22 protein-coding genes are annotated in these 21,368 nt (G+C 69.1%); 9 read left to right on the top strand and 13 right to left on the bottom strand.

The window, feature by feature from the left end:
• Positions 1–146: 146 nt before the first annotated feature.
• Positions 147–1,226 (bottom strand): MmpL3/TtfA transport complex stabilizer, encoded by a 1,080-nt coding sequence (locus tag JDV09_RS23875; RefSeq protein WP_221371620.1) that lies wholly within the window; start codon positions 1,224–1,226, stop codon positions 147–149.
• A gap of 603 nt (positions 1,227–1,829) precedes the next feature.
• Between JDV09_RS23875 and JDV09_RS23870 the strand changes: the two genes are divergently transcribed.
• The 5 genes from JDV09_RS23870 (at position 1,830) to JDV09_RS23850 (ending at position 4,850) form a co-directional block, all read left to right on the top strand.
• Complete coding sequence (locus JDV09_RS23870) at positions 1,830–2,180, top strand: DUF732 domain-containing protein (RefSeq protein WP_221371619.1); 351 nt, start codon at positions 1,830–1,832, stop codon at positions 2,178–2,180.
• A gap of 138 nt (positions 2,181–2,318) precedes the next feature.
• Positions 2,319–2,606 (top strand): hypothetical protein, encoded by a 288-nt coding sequence (locus tag JDV09_RS23865; protein WP_221371618.1) that lies wholly within the window; start codon positions 2,319–2,321, stop codon positions 2,604–2,606.
• Between the two features lie 56 nt (positions 2,607–2,662).
• On the top strand, positions 2,663–3,994 hold the full coding sequence (locus tag JDV09_RS23860) for an MFS transporter (protein WP_221371627.1): 1,332 nt from the start codon (positions 2,663–2,665) through the stop codon (positions 3,992–3,994).
• A 184-nt stretch (positions 3,995–4,178) separates the two neighbouring features.
• A complete protein-coding gene (locus JDV09_RS23855; RefSeq protein WP_221371617.1) occupies positions 4,179–4,478 on the top strand; it encodes a hypothetical protein in 300 nt (99 codons plus the stop codon).
• Between the two features lie 123 nt (positions 4,479–4,601).
• The gene (locus JDV09_RS23850; protein ID WP_308124220.1) at positions 4,602–4,850 is read left to right on the top strand and encodes a hypothetical protein; all 249 of its coding nucleotides are present in this window, start codon (positions 4,602–4,604) and stop codon (positions 4,848–4,850) included.
• 169 nt (positions 4,851–5,019) lie between these two features.
• On the opposite strand, the gene JDV09_RS23845 is transcribed toward JDV09_RS23850, so the two are convergent.
• The 4 genes from JDV09_RS23845 to JDV09_RS23830 all read right to left on the bottom strand — a co-directional run bounded on the left by JDV09_RS23845 (position 5,020) and on the right by JDV09_RS23830 (position 9,480).
• Positions 5,020–5,793 carry a TMEM165/GDT1 family protein gene (locus tag JDV09_RS23845; RefSeq protein WP_221371616.1) on the bottom strand — a complete coding sequence of 258 codons (774 nt, stop codon included), beginning with the start codon at positions 5,791–5,793 and terminating at the stop codon, positions 5,020–5,022.
• Between the two features lie 306 nt (positions 5,794–6,099).
• The gene (locus JDV09_RS23840) at positions 6,100–7,122 is read right to left on the bottom strand and encodes a methyltransferase (RefSeq protein ID WP_221371615.1); all 1,023 of its coding nucleotides are present in this window, start codon (positions 7,120–7,122) and stop codon (positions 6,100–6,102) included.
• Between the two features lie 104 nt (positions 7,123–7,226).
• A complete protein-coding gene (locus JDV09_RS23835; protein ID WP_221371614.1) occupies positions 7,227–8,552 on the bottom strand; it encodes a H(+)/Cl(-) exchange transporter ClcA in 1,326 nt (441 codons plus the stop codon).
• Between the two features lie 133 nt (positions 8,553–8,685).
• Positions 8,686–9,480, bottom strand: coding sequence for a 5'-methylthioadenosine/adenosylhomocysteine nucleosidase (locus tag JDV09_RS23830; RefSeq protein WP_255605927.1), 795 nt, complete (start codon positions 9,478–9,480; stop codon positions 8,686–8,688).
• 56 nt (positions 9,481–9,536) lie between these two features.
• Between JDV09_RS23830 and JDV09_RS23825 the strand changes: the two genes are divergently transcribed.
• A complete protein-coding gene (locus JDV09_RS23825) occupies positions 9,537–10,100 on the top strand; it encodes a DM13 domain-containing protein (RefSeq protein ID WP_221371612.1) in 564 nt (187 codons plus the stop codon).
• Here the strand turns inward: JDV09_RS23825 and JDV09_RS23820 are convergent.
• Together JDV09_RS23820 and JDV09_RS23815 are read right to left on the bottom strand one after the other, a co-directional pair.
• The gene (locus JDV09_RS23820; protein WP_221371611.1) at positions 9,995–11,371 is read right to left on the bottom strand and encodes an NAD(P)-binding domain-containing protein; all 1,377 of its coding nucleotides are present in this window, start codon (positions 11,369–11,371) and stop codon (positions 9,995–9,997) included. The genes JDV09_RS23825 and JDV09_RS23820 overlap by 106 nt on opposite strands.
• Before the next feature lie 31 nt (positions 11,372–11,402).
• Positions 11,403–11,966: an OsmC family protein gene (locus tag JDV09_RS23815; RefSeq protein WP_221371610.1), complete on the bottom strand. Its 564-nt coding sequence runs from the start codon at positions 11,964–11,966 to the stop codon at positions 11,403–11,405.
• A gap of 173 nt (positions 11,967–12,139) precedes the next feature.
• Here JDV09_RS23815 and JDV09_RS23810 point away from each other — a divergent pair, with 173 nt between their 5' ends.
• Positions 12,140–12,955, top strand: a complete 816-nt coding sequence (locus JDV09_RS23810; RefSeq protein ID WP_221371609.1) for a class I SAM-dependent methyltransferase — start codon at positions 12,140–12,142, stop codon at positions 12,953–12,955.
• On the opposite strand, the gene JDV09_RS23805 is transcribed toward JDV09_RS23810, so the two are convergent.
• The 3 genes from JDV09_RS23805 to pcp all read right to left on the bottom strand — a co-directional run bounded on the left by JDV09_RS23805 (position 12,952) and on the right by pcp (position 16,949).
• The gene (locus tag JDV09_RS23805) at positions 12,952–15,435 is read right to left on the bottom strand and encodes an ATP-binding protein (protein ID WP_221371608.1); all 2,484 of its coding nucleotides are present in this window, start codon (positions 15,433–15,435) and stop codon (positions 12,952–12,954) included. The genes JDV09_RS23810 and JDV09_RS23805 overlap by 4 nt on opposite strands.
• Positions 15,436–15,546: 111 nt before the next feature.
• Positions 15,547–16,263, bottom strand: a complete 717-nt coding sequence (locus JDV09_RS23800) for an enoyl-CoA hydratase/isomerase family protein (protein WP_221371607.1) — start codon at positions 16,261–16,263, stop codon at positions 15,547–15,549.
• Positions 16,264–16,280: 17 nt separating this feature from the next.
• Positions 16,281–16,949 carry a pyroglutamyl-peptidase I gene (gene pcp / locus JDV09_RS23795; protein ID WP_221371606.1) on the bottom strand — a complete coding sequence of 223 codons (669 nt, stop codon included), beginning with the start codon at positions 16,947–16,949 and terminating at the stop codon, positions 16,281–16,283.
• A gap of 143 nt (positions 16,950–17,092) precedes the next feature.
• Here pcp and JDV09_RS23790 point away from each other — a divergent pair, with 143 nt between their 5' ends.
• Complete coding sequence (locus tag JDV09_RS23790; RefSeq protein ID WP_221371605.1) at positions 17,093–17,350, top strand: hypothetical protein; 258 nt, start codon at positions 17,093–17,095, stop codon at positions 17,348–17,350.
• Positions 17,351–17,363: 13 nt separating this feature from the next.
• On the opposite strand, the gene JDV09_RS23785 is transcribed toward JDV09_RS23790, so the two are convergent.
• Both JDV09_RS23785 and JDV09_RS23780 read right to left on the bottom strand, forming a co-directional pair.
• Positions 17,364–18,266 carry a sterol desaturase family protein gene (locus tag JDV09_RS23785; RefSeq protein ID WP_221371625.1) on the bottom strand — a complete coding sequence of 301 codons (903 nt, stop codon included), beginning with the start codon at positions 18,264–18,266 and terminating at the stop codon, positions 17,364–17,366.
• 22 nt (positions 18,267–18,288) lie between these two features.
• Entirely contained in the window at positions 18,289–18,936 is a 648-nt protein-coding gene (locus tag JDV09_RS23780) for a TetR/AcrR family transcriptional regulator (protein WP_221371604.1), read from the bottom strand.
• A gap of 160 nt (positions 18,937–19,096) precedes the next feature.
• Here JDV09_RS23780 and JDV09_RS23775 point away from each other — a divergent pair, with 160 nt between their 5' ends.
• Positions 19,097–19,852: a DUF427 domain-containing protein gene (locus JDV09_RS23775; RefSeq protein WP_255605930.1), complete on the top strand. Its 756-nt coding sequence runs from the start codon at positions 19,097–19,099 to the stop codon at positions 19,850–19,852.
• Positions 19,853–19,868: 16 nt separating this feature from the next.
• Here the strand turns inward: JDV09_RS23775 and JDV09_RS23770 are convergent, their stop codons facing one another.
• Positions 19,869–21,227 carry a wax ester/triacylglycerol synthase domain-containing protein gene (locus JDV09_RS23770; RefSeq protein WP_221371602.1) on the bottom strand — a complete coding sequence of 453 codons (1,359 nt, stop codon included), beginning with the start codon at positions 21,225–21,227 and terminating at the stop codon, positions 19,869–19,871.
• Positions 21,228–21,368: the final 141 nt, after the last annotated feature.

Raw genomic sequence — 21,368 nt, 5'->3', positions numbered from 1 at the left:
CTACGCGCACTAGGCAACCGCTTCGTCGGCATCCTCCACGGCTGCCTACGCCACCACACCCACTACGACGAACACACCGCGTGGGCACACCGCACACCCCACGCCGCTTGACACTTACAGACTAGGGATGTCTCGGCGAACCGGAGTCAGGCGGTAACCGGCTGCAGCTCCCGCTCCCGGGAACGACCCATCAAAATGGGGTCGCTGACCAGAAACTGGGTGTAGATCTCCTCGAGCGTCGAGGAGACCGTGAACACGCTGACCGCACCGGCGCAGTCGGCCACGTAGAGCCGCGTGCCTTCCGGGCTCAGCGCGACGCAGGACGGGCGCGCGTCGACCGTCAGCGAGTCGACGACCTCCAGGGTGAGCGTGCACAGCACGACGATGCGGTCGTAGTCGACGACGTAGGCGCGGGACAGGTCCGGGCTCAGCGCCAGCTGGGTGGGTGCGCCGCCGAGCGCGATGGTGTCGGTGACGGCATGACTCGACAGGTCGAGCACATGGACAGCACCGCCGACGGCCCGGTCCGAGGTCAGCACGTACACCACGTTGCCCGCGTAGGCGATGTCGCGGATCGGTGAGCCGACCCCGATCACCCTCTGCACTCGCGCCCGCTCCGCATCCACGACGATCAGCTGGCTGCCGTTGTCGTCGGTGACGGCCACGTACAGGCGCCTGCCGCTGGGGTCCACGCGTAGCGCGTCGATGCCGGCGGCCGGCCCGCGGCCGATGTCGATCGTGCCGATCCGCTCGGCGGCGGTGTCGATGACGGCGATGTCCACGCCCGCGTCATGCACGCGAGCCGCATACGCCCGCTTGCCGTCCGGGCTGGCCGCCAGTGCGGTGATGCCGAAGGCCAGCCGGAAGGTCGCGGTGACGTTGCCGGTGTCGAGGTCGATGACGGACACCGCGTCGTGGTCCGTGCCGGAGGTGGCGACGAATGCGCGATGATCGGCGATCACCACGGCCAGCGGCACGCCGTCCACCACGAGCGTCTCGACCGCCTGGGCCGATCCATCGAGGATCGAGACGCTGTCGTCGCCATGGTTGGCCGTGATGGCCGTCGCGGCGCCCGCGGCGATATCGCCGACGGCACCGCGGCCCAGCAGCAGCACGCGCTCGAGGGTGGCCTCGACGCCGGCGTGCGCCAAGGCGCCGCCGGGAACGCCGGATGCGGAACCGTCGTCGAGCATCAAGTGTCCGCTGCGTGTCGCATTGTTTGCCATGTCGTGGTACCTCCGCCGGCCCGAGCTCGTACCGGTACTAGATTCGCTTTGTCGCGTCCGGACCCGGGGCGACCCGGATCGAGTCTAGCGACGGAAAACAGCGGCCCGACCGCCCGGAATCGCCGATTCGGGGATGCCGCCGCCGTCCTCTCAGGCGCCGCTTAGGAATTTCTTCGATGTTGATTTGCCATTTCCCGATGGCAAACATCAGAAAATACTTATACCTGCAGTGACAATTCTTTGGGCAATCCGTCATCCGTGGTGTGACGCAGTCGGGAAGAACGACCCCTTCTTAGCTTTGAAATCCAAAGTGAGCGCGAAATCACACCACGACACGACGGCGAATTCGATTCCGGGCCCCAGCGGCCGACGGTGGCTGCGCCGCCGGCGATCGGGTCGCCGGCGATTCCGACGCGGAGTTCGCTGGCGTGCCGTCAGGCCGAACTGCGCGACGACCCCGCCAACGGTCTGGACGACCATCGGCCGGCCTCCGGCATCCTCGGCCACCACGCCCGACGAATGCCCGTGACGGGCGGAGGCAAATAACGGGTGCACGCGCTCGGGGCGGCTACCATCCTCCCAGACATCCGACAGGGAGGGCACATGGACGTCCGGTCGACGCTCGGTGGCATCGCCGTATCCGCACTCGCCGCTGCAGCTCTGGCCATGCCGGCGCCGGTGGCCAACGCCACCGACGCGGACGCCCAGTTCCTCTCCGTGCTCGCCGATCTGGGTATCGTGTTCCCGACCTCGGACGAGGCGGTCGAGGCCGGCAACAACGTCTGCGACATCGTCGCCGAGGGCAGCGCCAACAACGTCGACCCGGCGAGGATCCGCTCCGACATCGTCGCCTCGATGATGGGCGAGGGACTCACCGACGCCGACGCCACCCAGTTGATGTGGAGCGCGGTCGACGCGTACTGCCCGCAGTACAACGCCGTCGCCGGAGGCTGACCACCCGGCTGTCGCCCGAACTCTCCACGCAATCTCCACCAAAGCTCCAAGCGCCGCCACGTCGGTGTCGCGACCATCGGTGTCAGTCAATCCCACCGACGGTCACGCGAGTGACCCACCGACGCAAGGAGTTATTCGATGAAGAAGATCATCGCCGCGACCGCACTGCCGCTCGGCGCACTGTTGGCCTTCGCCGCCCCGGCCCAGGCAGAGTCCGCCGCCTCGACGATCAACCAGCTCGAGATCCAGGGCTTCGACGTCAACATCACCCGCGTCGGCAATGCGCCGCTGCAGGACTGCGAGGTGACCAACATCAGCCGTCCGGCCCGGGCACCGCAGCTGATCCCGTTCGACGACGACGACATCAACGTGTTCACCGTCATCCCGAAGCCGAAGGTGACCGTGTCGCTGAACTGCCAGATGTGACCAGGGCCTACGTTCGGTGCGTGACATCGAACGAGCCGCGGGACTTCCCCCGCGGAATGGCACTGCTGGTGGCCGGGGCGTTCTTCATGGAGATTCTGGACGCCACCATCATCGCCCCGGCCATCCCGGCGATCGCCGCAACCTTCGACGTGGCGGCCGTCGATGTCAACGTGGCGATCTCGGCTTATCTGGTCACCGTCGCGGTTCTGATCCCGGCCAGCGGATGGATGGCCGACCGGCTCGGCATCCGGCGGGTTTTCCTCACCGCGATCGCGGTGTTCACCCTGGCATCACTGGGGTGCGCGTTGAGCGCATCGCTGCCGATGCTCGTCGGCATGCGCGTCCTGCAGGGCATCGGCGGCGCGATGATGGTGCCGGTCGGACGGCTTGCGGTTCTGCGCTACAGCGCGAAGACCGATCTCGTGCGCGCGATCGCGCTGCTGACCTGGCCCGCGCTGGCCGCGCCCGTGGTCGCCCCCGTCCTGGGCGGCGGCATCGCCACGTTGGGGTCGTGGCGCTGGATCTTCTTCGTCAACATCCCGATCGGAGTGGTCGGATTGTTGTTGGCGCTCAAACTGATTCGCGGTGGCCCGGCCGCGACGACCACGCCCTTCGACTGGCGCGGGCTGCTGTTGCTGGGCAGTGGGATCGCCGCGGCCCTGATCGCACTGGAGCACATCCGGGTCAGCGGAACCGAGTGGCGCCTGGTCGGGTCGGGTGCGCTGGCGGCGACCGTGCTGCTCACCGCGGCGGTGTGGCATCTGCGCCGGACCTCCTCGCCCCTGGTCGAGCCGGCGGTGCTGCGGATCCGCACGCTGCGCATCACCGTGTCCGCCGGGTCGCTGTACCGGCTCGTGATCACCGCGGTGCCGTTCCTGCTTCCGCTGATGTTCCAGCTCCAGTTCGGCTGGTCGGCGTTCAGCGCCGGGCTGATGGTCGCCGCACTGTTCGTCGGGAATCTGACCATCAAACCGATCACCACCCCGTTGATGCGCCGGTTCGGGATCAAGCGGGTGCTACTGGTCAACGGGGCCGTCTCGGTGGCCTGGTTCGGCCTGCTGGCGGCGCTGCGACCCGGTACACCCGTCGTGGTGATCGCCGCGGTGCTCTATGTCAGTGGGGCGCTGCGCTCCATCGGTTTCACCGCATACAACAGCCTGGCTTTCGCCGATGTCGACGGCGACGAACTCACCCACGCCAACACCCTCAACGCCGCCGTCCAGGAACTGGCCGCCGGACTGGGTATCGCGATCGCGGCTCTGCTGCTGACCGTGCTCACGTCCTACGCCTGGACGTTCGTCGCGCTCGGCGCCATGTTGGCGATCACCCTCGTCGAGACCCTGCGGTTGCCCGGCGACGCCGGCGCACAGGTCAGCGGAACACGCTGAGCTGTCGACTCAATCCTCCTGTCAGACAAGCTCGATCACCCTGATGGCAATCCGCTTCCGATCTGTTATCCGATGCACAGCGCGCGCCAATTCTCAGCACAGTGCGGACCAAACTCGCGTCCCTAGCTTCGATGGTGGGCGGTGCCGAGTCGCGCCGACACAAACGAAGAAACGGAGTACAAGCATGAATCTCACCCGGAGGGTCGGAGCCTCGCTGGTCGCCGGCGGAGTCGCGGCCGCAGGGCTGTTCGGCCTGGGTCTCGGTACCGCCAACGCCAACCCCGATCAGCGGTGCGGCGTGCCGAACACCCCTGCCTGCCAGGGTGCCCCGGTGCAGAACAACGGTTGGCAGAACCGCAACATCGACGCCGGCCGACAGGATCACCAGCCGTTCAATTACAGCGGCCGGCTCGTCACCCCGATGAAGGCGGGCAATGGCGACGGCTGGGGTTTCTGGTTCCTCGGACAGTGGATTCGGCTGTAGTCCCTCGGCGGTCACATCGGCCGCGCGGACGGGTCTACCACGGGCACCCGTCCGCGCGTGCCACAGAAATCCTCGCGCGCGCCTCCCGCAAAACTCTCGACCTTGACTTTAGCCTTGGGGGCCGTGACCACACTGCTCGAGCCGTCGTTGGCGGACCTGGACTTCGAGCCCGAGATCCTGTGCAGCTGCCACAGGTTCTGCGGCCCCCTCGCCCACCCGGCGCAGTTCTGGGTCAGGTTGTCCTGCGGATGCCCGTATCCCATGTGCCGACGGGCGCTGCGGATCGCCAATGTGCGCCTCAAGGTCCGGTCGTTGACGTGCCGGCGGTGCCAGACCGATCAGATCGCGATCCGGTCCGTCGTGCGGATTTAGCCACCCGACATCGCGATGGCGCTCAAGGCGAACCTCCTGCGCGTCACCACATCGATAGACGCGCACCATCGATAGACGCGCACCGAGGTGACGGATCGATCGACGCGCACCGAGCGACGGCGGCGCGCCGACCTGCGACGCTACGGGCACACTCACCGCGAACTGACCGTCACACCCCGCTACGGCGGCCGCCGGCCCGGTGCTGTTCCGGCACGGACTCATCCAGGACAGCCTTATCCGGGACGGCCTCTTCAAGCGTCGACTCCGCACGCAGCACCGCGGGCCGCCGGCGCTCGGGCAACGCCCACAACGCCACCGCGCCGCCGATGACCACCGCCAGCGCCATGCCGGCGACGACGACCGCGGGCACCGTGGGCAGGATGTTCTCCAGCAGCATGTAGGCGCCGAACAGCAGGAACAACGCCGCAGCGGACAGCTGGATGAACTTCTCGGGCAGGTTCTTCCCGGCGACGGCGCCTACCAGGATGGCCAGGCCGTCGGCTGCCACCATTCCCAGTGTCGAGCCGATCCAGATGCCCAGCCAGCCATTGTCCGCGGCAAGCGTGATCGTCGCCAGCATCGTCTTGTCGCCCAGTTCGGCGAGCACGAACGCCGAGGTGACCACCATGAACGCCGCGCCGGTGGCCTGGCGCGCGCGGGACTCCTCTTCGTCGCTGAGACTGTCCCCGCGCAGCGTCCACAGGCCGAAGAAGATGAACGCGGCGCCGGCCAGCATTCCCAGCAGATGGGTCGGCAGCGCCGCGCCCAGGTAGTGGCCGATGGCGACCGAGAGGACGTGGACCAGCGCGGTGGCGACGGTGATCGCCGACAGCACCACCCACCAGCGATAGCGCAGCGCGAACATCATCGCGACCAGCTGAGTCTTGTCACCCAGCTCCGCGATGAAGATGACGGCGAAGCTCAACAGCAGCGCGGACAGCACCCACAGCCTCCTCGGTCGGTGGCTGTCGCTCGGAGGATTCGGGAAGCGCCTCCGGCCGACAGACCACAAATCGTCTATCAGGCCGAAGGTCTCGCCCACCGGTATGGGAACCGGTCCGGGCGACCGGGCCGTCCGATGGTGCTCCGCGGCCAGTATGTCGATCACCCGATTGGGGGCTACTCCCCTTCGATGTAGGCAAGCCTACCCACCGATACCCGGACCGCGCAACTCGGCGCAGGTCAAAGCCCTTTCCGCACAATTGTTTTCGATATCCCCCGCGGTAAAGTTCGGGAAGCCTGAACCCGATTACCTGTAGGCGACGGCCGCACTCGACGGTCCGTCGAGCGGGATGGTCTCGAACGATCGGAAGCCCGCGTCGGCGCACCATCGGCGGAAGTCGGCGGCGGTGTAATCGAAGGCGTCACCGAACTCGATCAACATGTTCAGCGACATGGTCAGCCCGAAGGTGTTGGTCCGGCGGTCGTCGTCGATCAGCGATTCGATCACGACGAACGCCCCGCCGTCCGGCAGCGCGTCGTAGGCCTTGGCGATCAGCATGCGTTTATGGTCGAGATCCCAGTCGTGCAGGATCATCCCCATCGTGATGACGTCGGCGCCGGGCAGCGGATCGGTGAGGAAGCTGCCGGCGACCGCCTCGATCCGGTCCCCCAGGCCCGCCTCGGCGATCTTACGGGCCGCGATCTCGGTCACCGCGGGCAGATCGAAGGTCGTGCACCGCAGGTGCGGATGTGCCGCCGCGACGATGCGGGCCAGCACGGCGTCGGCCCCGCCCACATCGCACAGCCGGTGGTAGCGCTCGAACGGGAAGCGGGTGGCGAGCAGTTCGAAGTTGCGTCGCGACGACGAGTCCATCGCACCCATGAACGCCTCGAGCCGCCGCGGGTCCTGGTAGAGCGTGTCGAAGAACGGCCGTCCCGAGTGTTTGATCTCGCTCTGCGCCCGGCCGGTCTGGAGCGCCTCGGTCAGATCCGCCCAGTAGCGGTAGTTGCGGTCGTCCCAGATCTTGAGCAGACCGCCCTGGTAGGCCGGGCTGCGCTCGTCGAGGAAACGCGCGGTCTCCGCGGTGTTGCGGTAGCACGCCCCCGAACCGTTGCCGTCGCGATCGAGCAGTTCCAGCGAGACCAGGGTGTCGAGGAAGTCGGTCGCCGGCCGTTCGACCAGCCCCAGACGTTCGGCGATCTGACCGGCGGTCATCGCACCGTCGCCGAGCACGGTGAACAACCGCAGCCCCACCGCGGACAGCAGCACCTTGGCGGCGCAGTAGCCCCCGCCGATGGCCATGATTCGATCCGGCCGAAGCTCCTCCATCGCCTGCCCCCGATCGGTGCGCCGCCGGTGATTGCCGATCCCACCATAGCGACTGACCGCGGCGACCTGCCCGAGAAACGAAATCGGTTGCCTTCGGCCGGGTTTCAGCGCCGTTCGACCACTGGCTCCTCGGGCGGCATCCGCTCACGCAGGCTGTCGTAGATCGGCGGGGAGCCCACCAGGTAGGCGGTCAGCACCGCTGCACCGATGGCCGCCAGCATCGGCACGGCCACCTCGGTGGTCGCGGTCATCTCGATCACCAGCACGATGGCGGTCACCGGTGCACGGACCGTCGCAGCGAAGAACGCCGCCATTCCGACCAGCGCCATCGGGATGGCCAGATCCGCGACGTCACCCGGCCACAGCGCGCTGAACACGCCCAGGAACAGGAAACCCCACAGCGCCCCGAGGGCGAGCAGCGGGGCGAACAACCCGCCGGGCACGGCCGCGGAGTAGGACAGCGGCCCGGCGACGAACCGCACCAGCAGGTATCCGACGACCACCGGCAGCACGAATTGGTGCCCGCCGAGGATCATCTCGGTCAGCGTGTCGCCCCCGCCGACCGCCAGCGGGTAGACGAACATCGCCAGGCCGACGAGCGCGCCGATGATCGTCGCCTTGGCCGTCCTCGGCACCCGCCGGATCGCGGCGACCCGGTCGAGGAACCACAGCACCAGGCGGTTGTAGGCCGCGCCCAGGATCCCGGTCAGCACCCCGAACAGCGCGAACAGCCACAGCCAGCGGAGCTCGGGGGCGGCGATCGGTTCGACGAGGAAGTCCGGCCGGTTGCCGAGCATCCAGCGGGCGACGCCCACCGCGGTGGCCGCGGCGAACAGCGTGGCCAGCACCGTCTTGACCCGGAAGGACTTGGTGACCTCCTCGAGGGTGAACAGCGTGCCGCCCAGCGGTGCGTTGAACGCGACGGCCAGGCCGGCCCCGCCGAGCGCGGTCTGCATCATCCGGACCTCGGAAGCGGGCAACCGGGCCCGCCGGGCCGCCTCGGCGCCGATCGCGGCGCCCATGTGTACCGTCGGACCCTCCCGGCCGAGCACCAGCCCCGACCCGATGCCGAGCACTCCGCCGGCGAATTTGGCCGGCAGCAGGTGGATGTCGGGCGGTCGCGCCTCACGCCGGTACACCGCCTCGACATGCTGGATCCCACTGCCCGCGGCCAACGGCACCCACTTGACGATCAGCGCGGCCAGGGTGGCGCCGGCCGCCGCCGCGGCGATCGGGATCAGCCAGTTCGGTCCCGGCAGGCCGTGCGCCCAGTGCACCAGGTCGAGCCGCAGGCGTTCGGCCTGCTCCAGGCACCACCGGAAGGCGGCGCCGACGACGCCGATCATCGCGCCGGTGATGAACGCGGTGACACAGATGTGCACCGACCCGCGCATCGAGTCGTCGGGATCATCGGGCGTCGATTCGGTCATCGTGCCGTGTGAATCCCGTCCCCTGTGCCGGTGGTCTGGTGCGCTGGATCGTCGGGTCTCGGCCCGTCGGGCCGGGCCCAGTCTCGCACACGCCCGCCGCCGTTTCCGGCCGGGCGAAGATCGGGCCGCGCCGTCAGAGCACCGGCAGCAGGCGGCGCAGGATCGTCGCCGAACCCGCCGCCACCTCATCGACGAACGCTGCGAAATCGAACCGGGAATCGCGGCCGGCCAGGTCGGAAAGGGCGCGGATGAGCAGCCACGGAATGCCGAACGACGCGCACACCTGCGCGACCGCGCCGCCCTCCATGTCGACCGCGGAACCACCCAATTCGCCGTGTAACCGGTCCCGGGTGGTTTCGCAGTGCAGGAACTGATCGCCGGTCAGCACCGTGCCGTAGGTGATCTGCGGGGGCGCGTCGGTTCCGCCGGCGGCCCGCGACAGCGGCGGCAGGGTGAGCCCGGCCAGCCGGCGACGCACCCGATCACGCAACAACGGGTCGACGACGTAGCCCAGCAGTTCTGTGGGGTTGATGAACGGAACGTGGCCGGCCTGGTAGTGCTCGAGTCTGTCGTCGTCGATGACGCCCGCGTCGTGCTGGATCGCCCGGTCGCTGATGACGATGTCACCGATCTCGAGTGCGGGATCGAGGCCGCCGGCGACGCCGGAGAAGACGACGGCGCGACAGCCGAACCGGTCGGCGAGCAGGGTGGCCACCACGGCGGCGTTCACCTTCCCCATACCGGCGCCCACCAGGACCACGTCGTGCCCGTCGAGGCGGCCGGTGTCGAACCGGGCATGGGCGACGGTTTCGCTGCGCGCCCCCACGAGTTCCCGGCCCAGGTGGGCGCGTTCCGGTTCGATGGCACAGATCAACCCCAGCGTCACCCGCTCATTGTGACGTGCGTGCACGGCGCGGTCAGACTTCATACAGTGTTTTCCCAGGAACCTCGGAAACGAGATCGCCGCGCGTCGATAATCTCGACATGTCCGAAGAGTCGCCGGGCGCCCGGTCGTCGCCCCTCCGGTTTGTTCGTCATCCGTTGGTGCTGGCCGGCCTGGCGGTCGTCGTGATCGCCCTGGCATTCGGCGCGTACTGGTTTCAGCCCTGGAAGTTGTTCACCAACACCACCGTCGAGGAGGCACCACCCACCGTCGCGGCCGCCCAGCAGACACCCGGGGCCCCACCGCAGGGCCCGCAGGTGGTGTCGCGGGGCGAGCTGGTCAGCCAGGAGCACGACACCACCGGAACGGTCCAGCTGCTGCGCCTCCCCGACGATTCCATGGTGGTCCGGGTCGAGGACCTGAACACCAGCGACGGGCCGGAACTGAAGGTGTGGCTGACCGACGCCCCGGTCACGCCGGGAGTCGACGGCGCCGGGGTGTTCGACGACGGCCGGTGGGTCGATCTCGGATCGCTGAAGGGCAACCGGGGTAGCGCCAACTACCCGGTGCCGGCGGGCACCGACATCGACGGCCTGACCAGCGTCAGCATCTGGTGTGACCGGTTCAACGTGTCCTTCGGCGCCGCCGAGCTGACCCCGGTCTGATCGGGCCGTCCGGACGGGCCCACACGGGTTCCCGGTGACCGGCTCCGCCGGCCGGTGTCCAGGTGGCCGGCGAGGTGCTCGGTCAACTCGACGGCGTCTGGTCCGACGCCGTCGAGGAAGCTCGACTTGCGGCGCCGGGTGAACGGCAACCCCAGCACGTACAGGCCCGGCTGTTCCAGCACGCCGCCGTCGTGGCGCAGACCGCCCTTGCGGTCGAGGTGGTGCTCGTCCAGCCACGGGTAGTGGGGCCGGAAGCCGGTGGCCCACACGACCGTGTCGAACGCACCGATGCCGATCACCGTGCGCACCGTCCCGAGCCGCACGGGTTCGGGACGATCCGGTGCGGCGACCACGGCGAGGCCACGTTCGCCACAGTGCAGATCGATGCGGTCGAGCAACCGGCCCAGCTTCAGGTCCGCGGCCCTGCACAGGTGCGCGAGCCCGCCGGAGAACTGCAGCGCGTCCGCCGTGACGCCAACGAGCCGGCCGACCAGTTCCACCCCCCGGGCGGCCAGCGTCGCCAGATCCAGGTTACGCCGGTCCGGCGAGCCGACCAGCTGCAGCGACGGCAACCGCCGGGCCCGGTCGAGGTCCTCCACGTCGCCCAGGCCCTCGTCGAGCTGGCCGATCGCGTCCAGCCACCAGTGGATGTCCCTGCCGCGGTAGGTCCGCGGCAGCCGCACGTGGTCGCCCACGGCGAGGACGACGCGGCGGCCTTGGCGGGCCAGCTCGTCGGCGATCTGCACTCCGGAGGCCGACGCCCCGACGACGAGCACGGCGTCGCCGGCCTGGCCGGGATTGCGGTAACCCACGGAGGTGAGCTGCGTCATCGTGGCGGGCAGCCGACTATGCAACGCCGGGCGATGCGGGTCGCTCGAAGCGCCGGAGGCGATCACCACCGCGCGGCTGCGCCACCGGTCGCCGTCGGTCGTGACGACGAAGTCGTCCGCGGGCCCCGACCGCACCGACCGCACCGTCGTATGTTCCCGCACGGGAGCGTCGAGGTGGCGGCGGTAGCCGTCGAGGTGTGCGGCGACCTGCGCGGCGGTCATGTAGCCGTCCGGATCGTCGCCCCGGTAGCGCCACCCGGGCAGCCGGGACAGCCAATTGGGGGTCAACAGCCGAAGCGAGTCCCAGCGTTCGGTGTGCCAGGAGTTGGCCACCCGGCCGCGTTCGAGCAGCACGTGGTCGATCGATCGCGCCGACAGGCAATGGCTCATCGCCAACCCGGCCTGCCCGGCGCCGACGATCGTGACGGTGGTGTGGTGCATGGGGCTCGCTCCGGCTGCTCGGGGCCGCGGGTCAGCCGACCTCGACGACGACGGTGGTGGGGTTGGTGAGCAGATCGAACACCGCCGAGCGCTTCTGGGACTGCGCGACAACGGCTTCGATCTCCTCGGGGGTGGCGTCGGCGTCGATGTCGTAGGTGACCGTGACGCTGCTGAAGCCGTTGCGGACGTCGGCGTCGATGCCGAGCACGCCCTGCAGATCCATCTCGGCGGTCAGCGTCGCCGACACCGAGCGCAACGTGATGTCGCGATTGGCGGCCACCGACGCGACGCCCCCGGTGAGGCAACCGGCAAGCGCGGCGAGAACCACCTCGACCGGGGTGGGGCCGTTGTCCTCGGCGGCGAACAGCTCGGGGTGGTCGGTGTCGATGGTGAAGGGCTGCCGATGGCTCTGCTCGGCGCCGACACCGAAGTAGTCGTCGATGGTGGACTGGCTGTGGATACCGCTGTGCCAGGTATTGCGCACCCGCCACTGGAACTGGGCGGCCGCGGGCTGTCCGGTCATGGCGGTGCGCGCTTCGCGGATGGCGTCGACGTCGACGCCGTTGTGTGCGCCGCGATCGATCGTGACGGTCATGGTGTTCTCCTCGGGTCGGGCGGCGGACGGGGTGTCGCCACTGCCTTCTCACCGTGCGCCGGTCGGGGCTTCGTTGCGTGGAGACCAGATGGAGATCGGCTGGAGATCGATGTCCACCCGATCTCCATGTGGCCTCCAAGCGGCCGACCGGTCATACGGCGCATCGTCGGGGCATGAGCACACCTACCGACGTTGCCCGCGACCATGACTGGCGGGTCGCCGGCGAGGCCTGGAGCCACGCCGCCGCCGACTGGGCCTGCCTGTACGAGCACTACGCCTTCGAGGTGATCACCGCGATCTTCGCCCGCGTCGGGATCGGACCCGGTGTCGAGCTGCTCGATGTCGCGTGCGGCTCGGGTCTGGCTCTTCGGCACGCCGCCGCGATGGGTGCGAGAACCGCGGGCATCGACGCGGCGGCGGCGCTGGTACAGGTGGCGCGCGACCGCAATCCCGGAACGGAGCTGCGCGTCGGGTCGATGTACGAGCTTCCGTGGGCCGCGGCCCGCTTCGATGTGGTCACGTCGATCAACGGGATCTGGGGCGGCTGCGAGCCGGCGCTGGTGGAGGCCTGTCGAGTGCTTCGGCCCGGCGGGATGATCGGTATCAGCTTCTGGGGCGCCGGCGAACCCCACGATCTGCGTGCCACGTTCAAGGTCTTCGCCCGGCACGCCCCGGTCGACCATTTCCGGGGGATGAAGCGCACCAACGACATCGCCGCCGACGGCGTCGCCGAACAGATGCTCGCCGATTCGGGTTTCCAGGTGGTCGAGAGCGGCTCCCGGGTCTCCACGATCGAATGGCCGGACGCCGATGTCGCGTGGCGGGCGCTGTCGAGCACCGGGCCCGCACTGCCGGCGCTGCAACACAGCGGGCCCGCGATCCTCCGCGACGCGGTGCTCAGCGCGATCGAACATCGACGGGATGCCAACGGCATCTACCGCTTCCGCGGCGATCACCGCTATGTGATCGCCCGCAAACCACGGCGCTAGCCGTCGGCCAATCCACGAAGGGCTGCGGCCGTTCGGTGCGCGAGATCGGCACGCTCCGCAGCCCGGCCGGCCCGCTCGAGCTCACCCACCGCGACCTCGCCCAGGCGGTCGACCAGCGTTGCGTGCAAACGGGTTTCGCGTGCCAGAGCGGTCTCGTCGAGGGCAGCTGCGACGGGATCTGCATGGGCGGCAGCCCAGACCTGGACGCACAGGTCGTCGTCCACACCGACCAACAACTCGACGGCGTTGCGCAGCGTCGTCCACTGCTGGGTCCAGGTTCCGGTGCGCAGCCATCGCCCTATCAACTCGTCGTAGAGTTGGGCGGCGCCGGACACGTCGCCGGCCGCTGCGCGGCTGCCGGCAAGCGTCACCCCCGCGACGCCGCCGATGAATCGTGACCCTGCCGCCGAGGCCAGCTCCATCGCCTGCTCGAGCCAGGGCCGCTCCTGCCCCGAGCCGGCGGTGTACTCGATCTCACCGATGGCGTAGGCGGCCCGGGCCCGGTCGGTCGGTGAGCCCGACGCCTCGGCCTCCGTGCGGGCTTCCGCCGCCAACTTCCTGGCCAGCGGGAAGTCACGCAGATATCCGGCGGCGTTGGCGGCCCACGCGGTGCTCTCCGGCCGGCGTTCGGGACACTCGGGCAGATCACGGCGCCGCAGCCAGTACTGCACCGCCTCGCGCGGGCGGCCCTCGAACAAGCTGACGTTGGCGGCCATGTGCAGCGCCTGGGCAAGAGGCCATCCAGTGGGGTTCCCGGCCAGTAACTCCTCGACGTACCGAGCGGCCAGGTCGCGGCGGCCGCGCAGGAAACTCGAGGTGACCGCGACCGCCAGGGCAGCCTGTCGAAGTTCGGCGTCGCCGGGGTCGGCGTTGTCGACGAGCTCGGCCTCCCAGGCCCAGATCTCGAACACGTCGCGCCACAGTGCCCACTCGTCCAACCCGCGCAGCATGTGGGCCAGTTCGAGAAGCCGGCCCCGGTCGGTCAGGTGGCGCCGCGCCGCGCGCAGGTTCGGCAGCTCCCGGCGCACCCTGTCGTCCCACAGCGGTTCGTCGGGGGTGTGGATGGCGAAGTGCGTCGCTTCGGCCAGTTCCAGCGCCCAGCCGACGAGCAGGTCGTGCGCGGCGTCCCATTCGCCGCGCTGGACGAGTTCGTCCACACCGAAGGTCCGCACGGTCTCCAGCTGGGTGAACCGCACCCCCGACGGCGTCGACGTACGGGTCAGCATGGACGCCTGGACGAGGCGCGCGACGATCGCGGCGGGGTCGGCTCGTAGATCCAGCGCCTCGGCCAGTCCTTCGGCGGTGGCCAGGCTGAAACCGCCGGGGAACGCCGACAGATACCGGAAGAGTCGCTTGGAATCGGCGTCGAGCAGTTCGTAGGACCAGGCCAGCGTGGCGCGCAGCGATCGGTGCCGGGACTGCGCCGTCGGCCGGTCGTCGGACAGCAGGTCCAGCCGCCGGTCCAGCCGTGCATACACGTCGTCGAGCCCCAGCGCGGCGCTGCGGCCGGCGGCGAGTTCGATGGCCAGCGGAAGCCCGTCCAACGCCCGGCACAGCGACCCGGCCTTGGCCAGTACCCGGTCGTCCAGCCGGAAGGAGTGCAGCGCACGACGGGCCCGGGTGACGAAGAGCTCGACCGCAGGCGCGGCGGCCACATCGTCGATCGCCGCCCCGTCGGCGGGCACCGGCAGCGGGCCCAATTCGACGACGTGCTCATCGGGCAGCCCGAGGGGCTGCCTGCTGGTGCACAGCAACGACAGTTCCGGGCAGCCCACGAGCAGCTTGCACAGGAAGTCCGCGGCGGCGGCCAGAACGTGCTCGCAGTTGTCCACAACCAGCAGGCGGCGCTGCCCGGTGAGGTATTCGATGCATGCGGCGGCGACGTCGGCTCGCTGCCCGGGCTGCACATCGATCGCCGATGCCACCGCCGCCGCGGCGGCATCGGGGTCGCGCACCGGCGCCAACTCCACCAGGCAGCCGGGGCGTTGGCGCAGCACCTCCAGGGCCAATCGGGTCTTGCCCACCCCGCCGACCCCGACCAGCGTCACCACGCGGGTTCGGTCCATCAACTCCAGCACGTCGGCCAGCTCGTCGTCGCGGCCCAGGATGGGCTCGAGCAGATCCCGGACCGTGGTGGCGACCGCACCGTTCGGTTCGCCCGACGGCCGATCGGCGACGGCCGCCGGCGCCACCCACTTGTAGCCGCGGAAACGCACCGTCGCGATCACGGCCTGGGCGGTGCCGTCGTCGCCGAGAGCACGCCGGGCGGCCTTCACCCGGCTGGTGAGTGCCGACTCGGAGACGAACCGGCTGCCCCAGACCTGGTCGAGCAGTTCTTCTTTGGTGACCACACGGTCCCTGTTGCGCAGCAGGGCGGCGATGACGGCGAACACCTGTGGTTCGACGGGAACCGGGCCGGCGGGACCGTCGATCTCGAACCGATCGAGATCGATGGCGTGGCCGGCGGTCAGAATTCGCATCACCGACATTGTCGCCCGCACAGCCGATGCGCGGGCCTGATAGGCCGAGGATGCCGACGCTTGTCAGCGCCGAACGGAGGCGGTCGCCGGGTGATCCGGTGCCGTGAGTACTCAGTCGTTGCGCGGGCCGAGCAGGTGTCCCATCTCCGCTACTTCGCGCGCGGCCGCACGCCGCGCTGCGTCGGACCGGCCCGCCACCAGCAGTCGTTTGGTGGCGGCCACCGAGCGCGGATCGTGTGCCGCGAGGACTTGGGCGGCGTCGGTGGTGCGGGTCACCAGGTCGGCATCGGGAACCGCATCAAGCGCCAATCCCATTCGGACCGCCGCGGCGGCATCGATCCATTCGCTGGACAGCATCGACCACATCGCGTCGGCCCACCGGACCCGGGCCGGTAGCAGCACCGAGCTGCCGGCCTCCGGGACGATGCCCATCGCCGTGAAAGGCATTCGCAGCCGGGCCGATTCGGCGACCAGGATGACGTCGCAGTACAACAGGGCCGTGCAGCCGAAACCGACCGCCAGCCCGTTGACGGCGGCCACCAGCGGTTTCTCGAATCCGGCGAGAACCTCCAGCAGGGCGTCGAACTCGTCACCCGCGCCACGCCGCTGCGACGCGTCCATCGATCCGTCGAGCAGCGAACGGTCCGCCCCGACGGAGAACGCCCGGCCGGTGCCGGTCAGCACCGCGACACGGGTCGACGAATCGGCCATCAGCTCCTGCAGCTGCACCCGCAGTTCGCGATAGCCGTCGACGGTGAACGCGTTCAGCTTCTCCGCCCGGTCGAGCGTCAACCACGTTGTCGCACCGTCCCGCCGTACACCGATCACCCGCGCTCCCCGTTCCGCTAGATCTGTAGCAGCGAATGCACCGGGTCGCTGACGTCGACCCGGTGGCACAGCGCCGCCTCGATCCCCGCGGCCACACCGGCCGCAGCCGTCTGCACCGACATGCTCGGCGCGCCCAGGTTGCGGTCCAACGCGGCGATCTCCGGCAGGTACGGCAGGTGAATCCAGGACGCCCGGATCGGCAACCCGTTGGTGGCGATGTGGTGCAGCATGCCGTACATCAGGTGATTACAGACGAATGTTCCTGCCGCATCGGAGATGTCGGCAGGTATCCCGGCTTCCCGCATGGCCAGCACCATCGCCCTGACCGGCGCCGTCGAGTAATAGGCGACCGGCCCGTCGGGGGCCGTCGGTTCACCGTTGAGTACTTTGCCGGCCGTGTCGGCGACTCCGTAGCGCGCACAGTCGTTGAGGTTCTGCGCGAGCCGCTCGACGGTGATCATCGAGCGGCCACCGTATTCACCGAGCATGACCAGCAGCTCCGGCCCGACCTCCTCGACCGCGGCCACCGTGTCCGCGATCGCGTCGAAGTACGCATTTGACACGATCCGCGACACCACGGGAACGCCGGCGATCGTGCGGCCGTCGAGCGCCTCCGCGGTCAGTTGCGCGGGGTTGACCGGGGTGTTGGCGTACGGACCGAAACCGGTGACAAGCACGGCCGGCATGACGGCTCCTCCACTGGTCGGTTCCGGCCACCCTATCCCGTGCGCGAGACCGTCGGGGCCGTTCGCACTCGGCTGCCGCCGAGACCTTTCGTACCGGCCGGAAAGCGGGCATGATCGTGGGGAAGACACGCAGGAGGCGCGCAATGCCGCATACCGTGCAGGTCAATCGATTCGACGCCGGTGCACTCGATGACATCGCCTGGGGATTCCTGTGCTCGGAGTACACCGAGCAGGGCGGCTGGGACGCTCCGTTGGACCGTCGGCTGGACGCCTACCTGCGCCACCGCGGCCTGGAGCGGCTGCTCAACGACGGCTCGGCGTACGGCGCGGTGCTCGAGCGGGTGATGGCCAACTTCGGGCGCGCCCGCAGCAGCGGCATCCTCGAACCGCCCCACTCGTGACCGCGCCGGCCCGTCAGCCCACCGGCTCGAGAACCCGGTTCGCCGTGGCCGGCGTGTCGGCCCGCTCGGCCCAGCCGGGTGGCTGCACGAGATAGCCGATCCGGCCGCGCCAACTCTGCGCCCGCCACACGTCGCGCAGCATCGTCGCGAACTCGTGATAGTTGACCTTGATCGGGTTGTAGGTGTCGATGTTCTTGGTCAGCCCGAACCGCACGGGCTCGATCTCTTCGGCGTAGCTGCCGAACATCCGGTCCCAGACGATCAGGATGCCGCCGTAGTTCTTGTCCAGGTAGGGGTTGTTCGCCCCGTGGTGGACGCGGTGGTGTGACGGCGTGTTGAAGACGAACTCGACCGGACCCGGCAACCGGCCGATCCGTTCGGTGTGAATCGGGTATTGGAACAGCAGCACGACCGACTGCGCCAGAAAGATCATCCACAGCGGGATGCCGATCAGCGCCAGCGGCACGTAGACCACCGACATCAGGAACGATCCCGGGATCAGCCACGGCAACCGCACCGCGGTGGACAGATTGAAGCGCTCACTGGAGTGGTGCACGCTGTGGCCGGCCCAGAACAGCCGAATCCGGTGCGACATCCGGTGTTTGACGTAGTAGGCCAGGTCGGCCAGCACCAGCGCCAGTACCCAGAGCCACCAGTCCGACGCGGACAGTGCCAACGGGCTCAGCGCGCCGGCGATGGCCACCAACGGCAGTTCGATGAACTTGTCCAAAGGCTTGACCACCCGGCCGATCGCGTACACCGACAGGCTCGTCGTGGTGTCCCGCACCGACAGCCCGGCCGTGGCACGGGCCGGCGGCACACCGGTGCGCCGGGCCTCCCGCCGCTCTCGGTAGTAGCCGAAGTACTCGATGGCCATCAACACCAGGAAGGCCGGGATGGCGTAGATGGAGATCATCGCGATGTGTCCCACGGGGTGACTACTTTCGGTTGAGTTTGCCGGCGACCTTGGGCATTCCGGCGATCTGCCAGGACAGCGCCTGCCCGAACAGTTCTTCGGGCACCCGTTCGGGGTCGGTGCGGCGCTGCCGGACCAGGCCTTGATAGAGCGCGAGCACGACGACCGCGAAGGACTCCGGGGTGACGCTGCTGTCGACGTCTTTGTCGGCCAGCAGGCCGGCGACCACGTCGCGCAGCAGGGTCAGCGTCCGGCCGGTGCCCGCCGCGAGGATCGCCATGGTGTCGGGGTTGCGAACGGCGTGCAGCCAGAACTCGGTCTGCAGCGCCGCGGCCTCGATGTCCTGGTCGGCGGCCTCGATGAGCATGCGGCCGAGTAGGCCCAGCGGATCGCCGCCCTGCTCGCGGGCGGCCTGCATGGCCCCGACGATCGCCTCGATGCGTCCGACGGCGCGCTCGGCCATCAGCTCGGAGAACAACTGCTCCTTGCCGGCGAAGTTGGAGTAGACCGCACCGACCGAGAAGCCCGCCGCCTCGGCGATCTCGTCGACCGACGCGGCGCCGTAGCCCTTTCGCGCGAACACCTCCGCGGCGGCATCGAGCAGCCGTTGCCGGGTCTGCGCCCTGGCCTCGACCCGGGTCAGCCGTCGGGGCTTCTCATTGGAGTTCATACTCAGATAGTAACTACTATCTAAATAATGATAACTATTAATCTGCTGAGAAATGTCAGCGCCGCCGCGGACCGGCCTAACGTTTCATCCGGACGGCGGCACCGGAACGGAGACCAGCGTGAGCACCACATCCCCGCAGGCGGCACCCGACTATCCGCAGATGGCCGCGGCCCGGGGCAGGGTGGAACCCGCACCGCGGCGGGTGCGCGGGTTCCTCGGCCATGAGCTGGTGTTCGACACGACGTCCGCCCGCTACGTGTGGGAGGTGCCGTACTACCCGCACTACTACATCCCCCTCACCGATGTCCGGCCCGGATTCCTGCGCGACGAGGGGCATCCGCAGAAGGTGCAGTTCGGTCCGTCCCGGCTGTTCGCGTTGACCGGGTCCGCCGGTGTGTTCGGGACCGCGGCAAGGGTGTTCGACGACGACGGTGGACCGGTCGCGGGCCTGGTGCGGTTCGAATGGGCTGCGCTGACCTGGTTCGAGGAGGACGAGCCGGTCTACGGCCACCCGCGCAATCCCTACGTGCGGGTGGACGCGCTGCGGTCGCACCGCCACGTCACGGTGTCACTGGACGGGGTGACGCTGGCCGACACCCACAGTCCCGTGCTGCTGTTCGAGACCGGCCTGCCGACCAGGTACTACATCGACCGCACCGATGTGGCGTTCGGGCAGCTGACCCCGACGGACACCGAGACGCTGTGTCCGTACAAGGGGGTGACGTCGGGGTACTGGGCGGTGCGGGTGGGCAATGCGGGTGGGGGCAATGCGCTGCACGCCGACCTGGCCTGGACCTATCACACCCCGCTGCCGGCCGTCGCGGCGATCGCGAACATGATCGCGTTCTACAACGAGAAGGTCGACCTCACCGTCGATGGCGTACCGCTACCGCGGCCGAAAACCCACTTCGGCTGAACATCGTTGCGGAGATTCAGCTTTCGGCCAGCACCAGCACCTCGTCGAACCCGGCCCGCAGGCAGTCGCAGAACTCCTCGACATCCGGAATGGCTCCGGTGTCCACGTCGATGCCCAGCTCACAGGTGTCGACATAGGTCAACAGCGTCACGTTGACCGCGGAGCCGATCGTCGGACCGAACGCGTACTGCCTCCGGACCTCGGCGCCGCCGAGCGACACCTGCACCGGGATGCCGGGCACGTCGCTGGCCAGGAAGTCGACGTGCCGCAGGATCGAGCCGATGTACCAGCGCGGCATCCGGTTGAGTGCCCCGGCGATCATCTGGGTGTGTGGCAGCGACCGCTCATGGCGCACCTGGGCGGTGCGCTCATGGATCTGCCGGATCCGGTCCGCGGGATCGGCGAGTCCCACGGGAACGTCGAAACGCATCAACGTGATTCGGTTGCCGCCCGGCGGGTCACCCTTGGCCCGCAGGCTGATCGGCATCGAAAGGTGCAGCGCCCCCACACTGACGTCGTGCTTCTCGTGATAGCGGCGCAGTCCCCCGGCCACACCCGCGACGAATGCATCGTTGAGCGCCCCTCCGCAACGATGCGCGGCTTCCTGCAGCGGACCCCTCGGAACCTCGAGCACCGCGAGTCGGCGGCGCAGGGTCCGGTTCGTCATCAACGGTGATCCGGTGCGGTTGACCGGCCGGACCGTGCGGTACACCGAGGCGGCCAGCGCCGTCGCCGAACGCACGGCGCCCAGCGGGTTGCGGATCCCGGCGAGTAACAGCTTGGGCACCTCGACGAGCGCACCGGTGGCCGCACCGCCGATCGCGCCCGCGCCGTAGCGGGCTGCATCCACGTAGTCGCCGAGCATCGACGGCGCCTCGGGCTGTGGGAGTTCCGGGGATTCGGGTGGCATGTCGGACAGGCCGAACAGGGTCATCGCGATCTGCACTCCCCCGACGCCGTCGGTCAGGGCGTGGTGGAAGACGAACAGCACGGCGGCCCCGCCGTCGGCCAGACCCTCGATCAGCGTCATCTTCCACAGCGGCCGGGCCCGGTCGAAGTCCTCCATCTGGGCCAGCCGCGCGAGTTCGAGCACCGCGTCGAACGAACCCGGCGCAGGAGCGGCGATCCGGCGCATGTGGAAATCCAGATCGAAATCGGCGCATTCCCGCCAGCGCGGCGGCGCAGGCGGCGGCGAGTTCACCACCCGCTGGCGCAGCATCGGCAGCTCGTGGCGGAGTCGGTCGAACCGGTCGCGAACCTCGTCCCAGTCCGGGATCCGGTCCAACTCGAGCACCGTGACCACCGTCGACCTCAACCGTGGATCGCTTTCCATCGACCACGTGAATGCATCGCTGTTGCGCATGAATTCGCTCATGGTGGCCTCCTGTGCCCACGGTAGAACCCCGCCGTGCGTCGTCGGCCGGTTTTCGCCTAGGACGGGGACCTTGTGCCCTCGAGGTGGCGACCGAAGTCCTGGACGGTCCGGGTACGACGCGACCGCGTGATCGCGCGGTCT

This window comes from Mycolicibacterium xanthum (assembly GCF_019710635.1).
Taxonomy (GTDB): domain Bacteria; phylum Actinomycetota; class Actinomycetes; order Mycobacteriales; family Mycobacteriaceae; genus Mycobacterium; species Mycobacterium xanthum.
Note: the sequence above shows the minus strand (reverse complement) of the source record. Positions and strands in the feature narration are given on the sequence as shown.

Excerpts from the sequence above, each read along its gene's own strand:
- JDV09_RS23875 (WP_221371620.1), bottom strand. The coding sequence starts at position 1,226 with ATGGCAAACAATGCGACACGCAGCGGACACTTGATGCTCGACGACGGT.
- JDV09_RS23870 (WP_221371619.1), top strand. The coding sequence starts at position 1,830 with ATGGACGTCCGGTCGACGCTCGGTGGCATCGCCGTATCCGCACTCGCC.
- JDV09_RS23865 (WP_221371618.1), top strand. The coding sequence starts at position 2,319 with ATGAAGAAGATCATCGCCGCGACCGCACTGCCGCTCGGCGCACTGTTG.
- JDV09_RS23860 (WP_221371627.1), top strand. The coding sequence starts at position 2,663 with ATGGCACTGCTGGTGGCCGGGGCGTTCTTCATGGAGATTCTGGACGCC.
- JDV09_RS23855 (WP_221371617.1), top strand. The coding sequence starts at position 4,179 with ATGAATCTCACCCGGAGGGTCGGAGCCTCGCTGGTCGCCGGCGGAGTC.
- JDV09_RS23840 (WP_221371615.1), bottom strand. The coding sequence starts at position 7,122 with ATGGAGGAGCTTCGGCCGGATCGAATCATGGCCATCGGCGGGGGCTAC.
- JDV09_RS23835 (WP_221371614.1), bottom strand. The coding sequence starts at position 8,552 with ATGACCGAATCGACGCCCGATGATCCCGACGACTCGATGCGCGGGTCG.
- JDV09_RS23830 (WP_255605927.1), bottom strand. The coding sequence starts at position 9,480 with ATGAAGTCTGACCGCGCCGTGCACGCACGTCACAATGAGCGGGTGACG.
- JDV09_RS23825 (WP_221371612.1), top strand. The coding sequence starts at position 9,537 with ATGTCCGAAGAGTCGCCGGGCGCCCGGTCGTCGCCCCTCCGGTTTGTT.
- JDV09_RS23820 (WP_221371611.1), bottom strand. The coding sequence starts at position 11,371 with ATGCACCACACCACCGTCACGATCGTCGGCGCCGGGCAGGCCGGGTTG.
- JDV09_RS23815 (WP_221371610.1), bottom strand. The coding sequence starts at position 11,966 with ATGACCGTCACGATCGATCGCGGCGCACACAACGGCGTCGACGTCGAC.
- JDV09_RS23810 (WP_221371609.1), top strand. The coding sequence starts at position 12,140 with ATGAGCACACCTACCGACGTTGCCCGCGACCATGACTGGCGGGTCGCC.
- JDV09_RS23805 (WP_221371608.1), bottom strand. The coding sequence starts at position 15,435 with ATGCGAATTCTGACCGCCGGCCACGCCATCGATCTCGATCGGTTCGAG.
- pcp (WP_221371606.1), bottom strand. The coding sequence starts at position 16,949 with ATGCCGGCCGTGCTTGTCACCGGTTTCGGTCCGTACGCCAACACCCCG.
- JDV09_RS23790 (WP_221371605.1), top strand. The coding sequence starts at position 17,093 with ATGCCGCATACCGTGCAGGTCAATCGATTCGACGCCGGTGCACTCGAT.
- JDV09_RS23785 (WP_221371625.1), bottom strand. The coding sequence starts at position 18,266 with ATGATCTCCATCTACGCCATCCCGGCCTTCCTGGTGTTGATGGCCATC.
- JDV09_RS23780 (WP_221371604.1), bottom strand. The coding sequence starts at position 18,936 with ATGAACTCCAATGAGAAGCCCCGACGGCTGACCCGGGTCGAGGCCAGG.
- JDV09_RS23775 (WP_255605930.1), top strand. The coding sequence starts at position 19,097 with ATGGCCGCGGCCCGGGGCAGGGTGGAACCCGCACCGCGGCGGGTGCGC.
- JDV09_RS23770 (WP_221371602.1), bottom strand. The coding sequence starts at position 21,227 with ATGAGCGAATTCATGCGCAACAGCGATGCATTCACGTGGTCGATGGAA.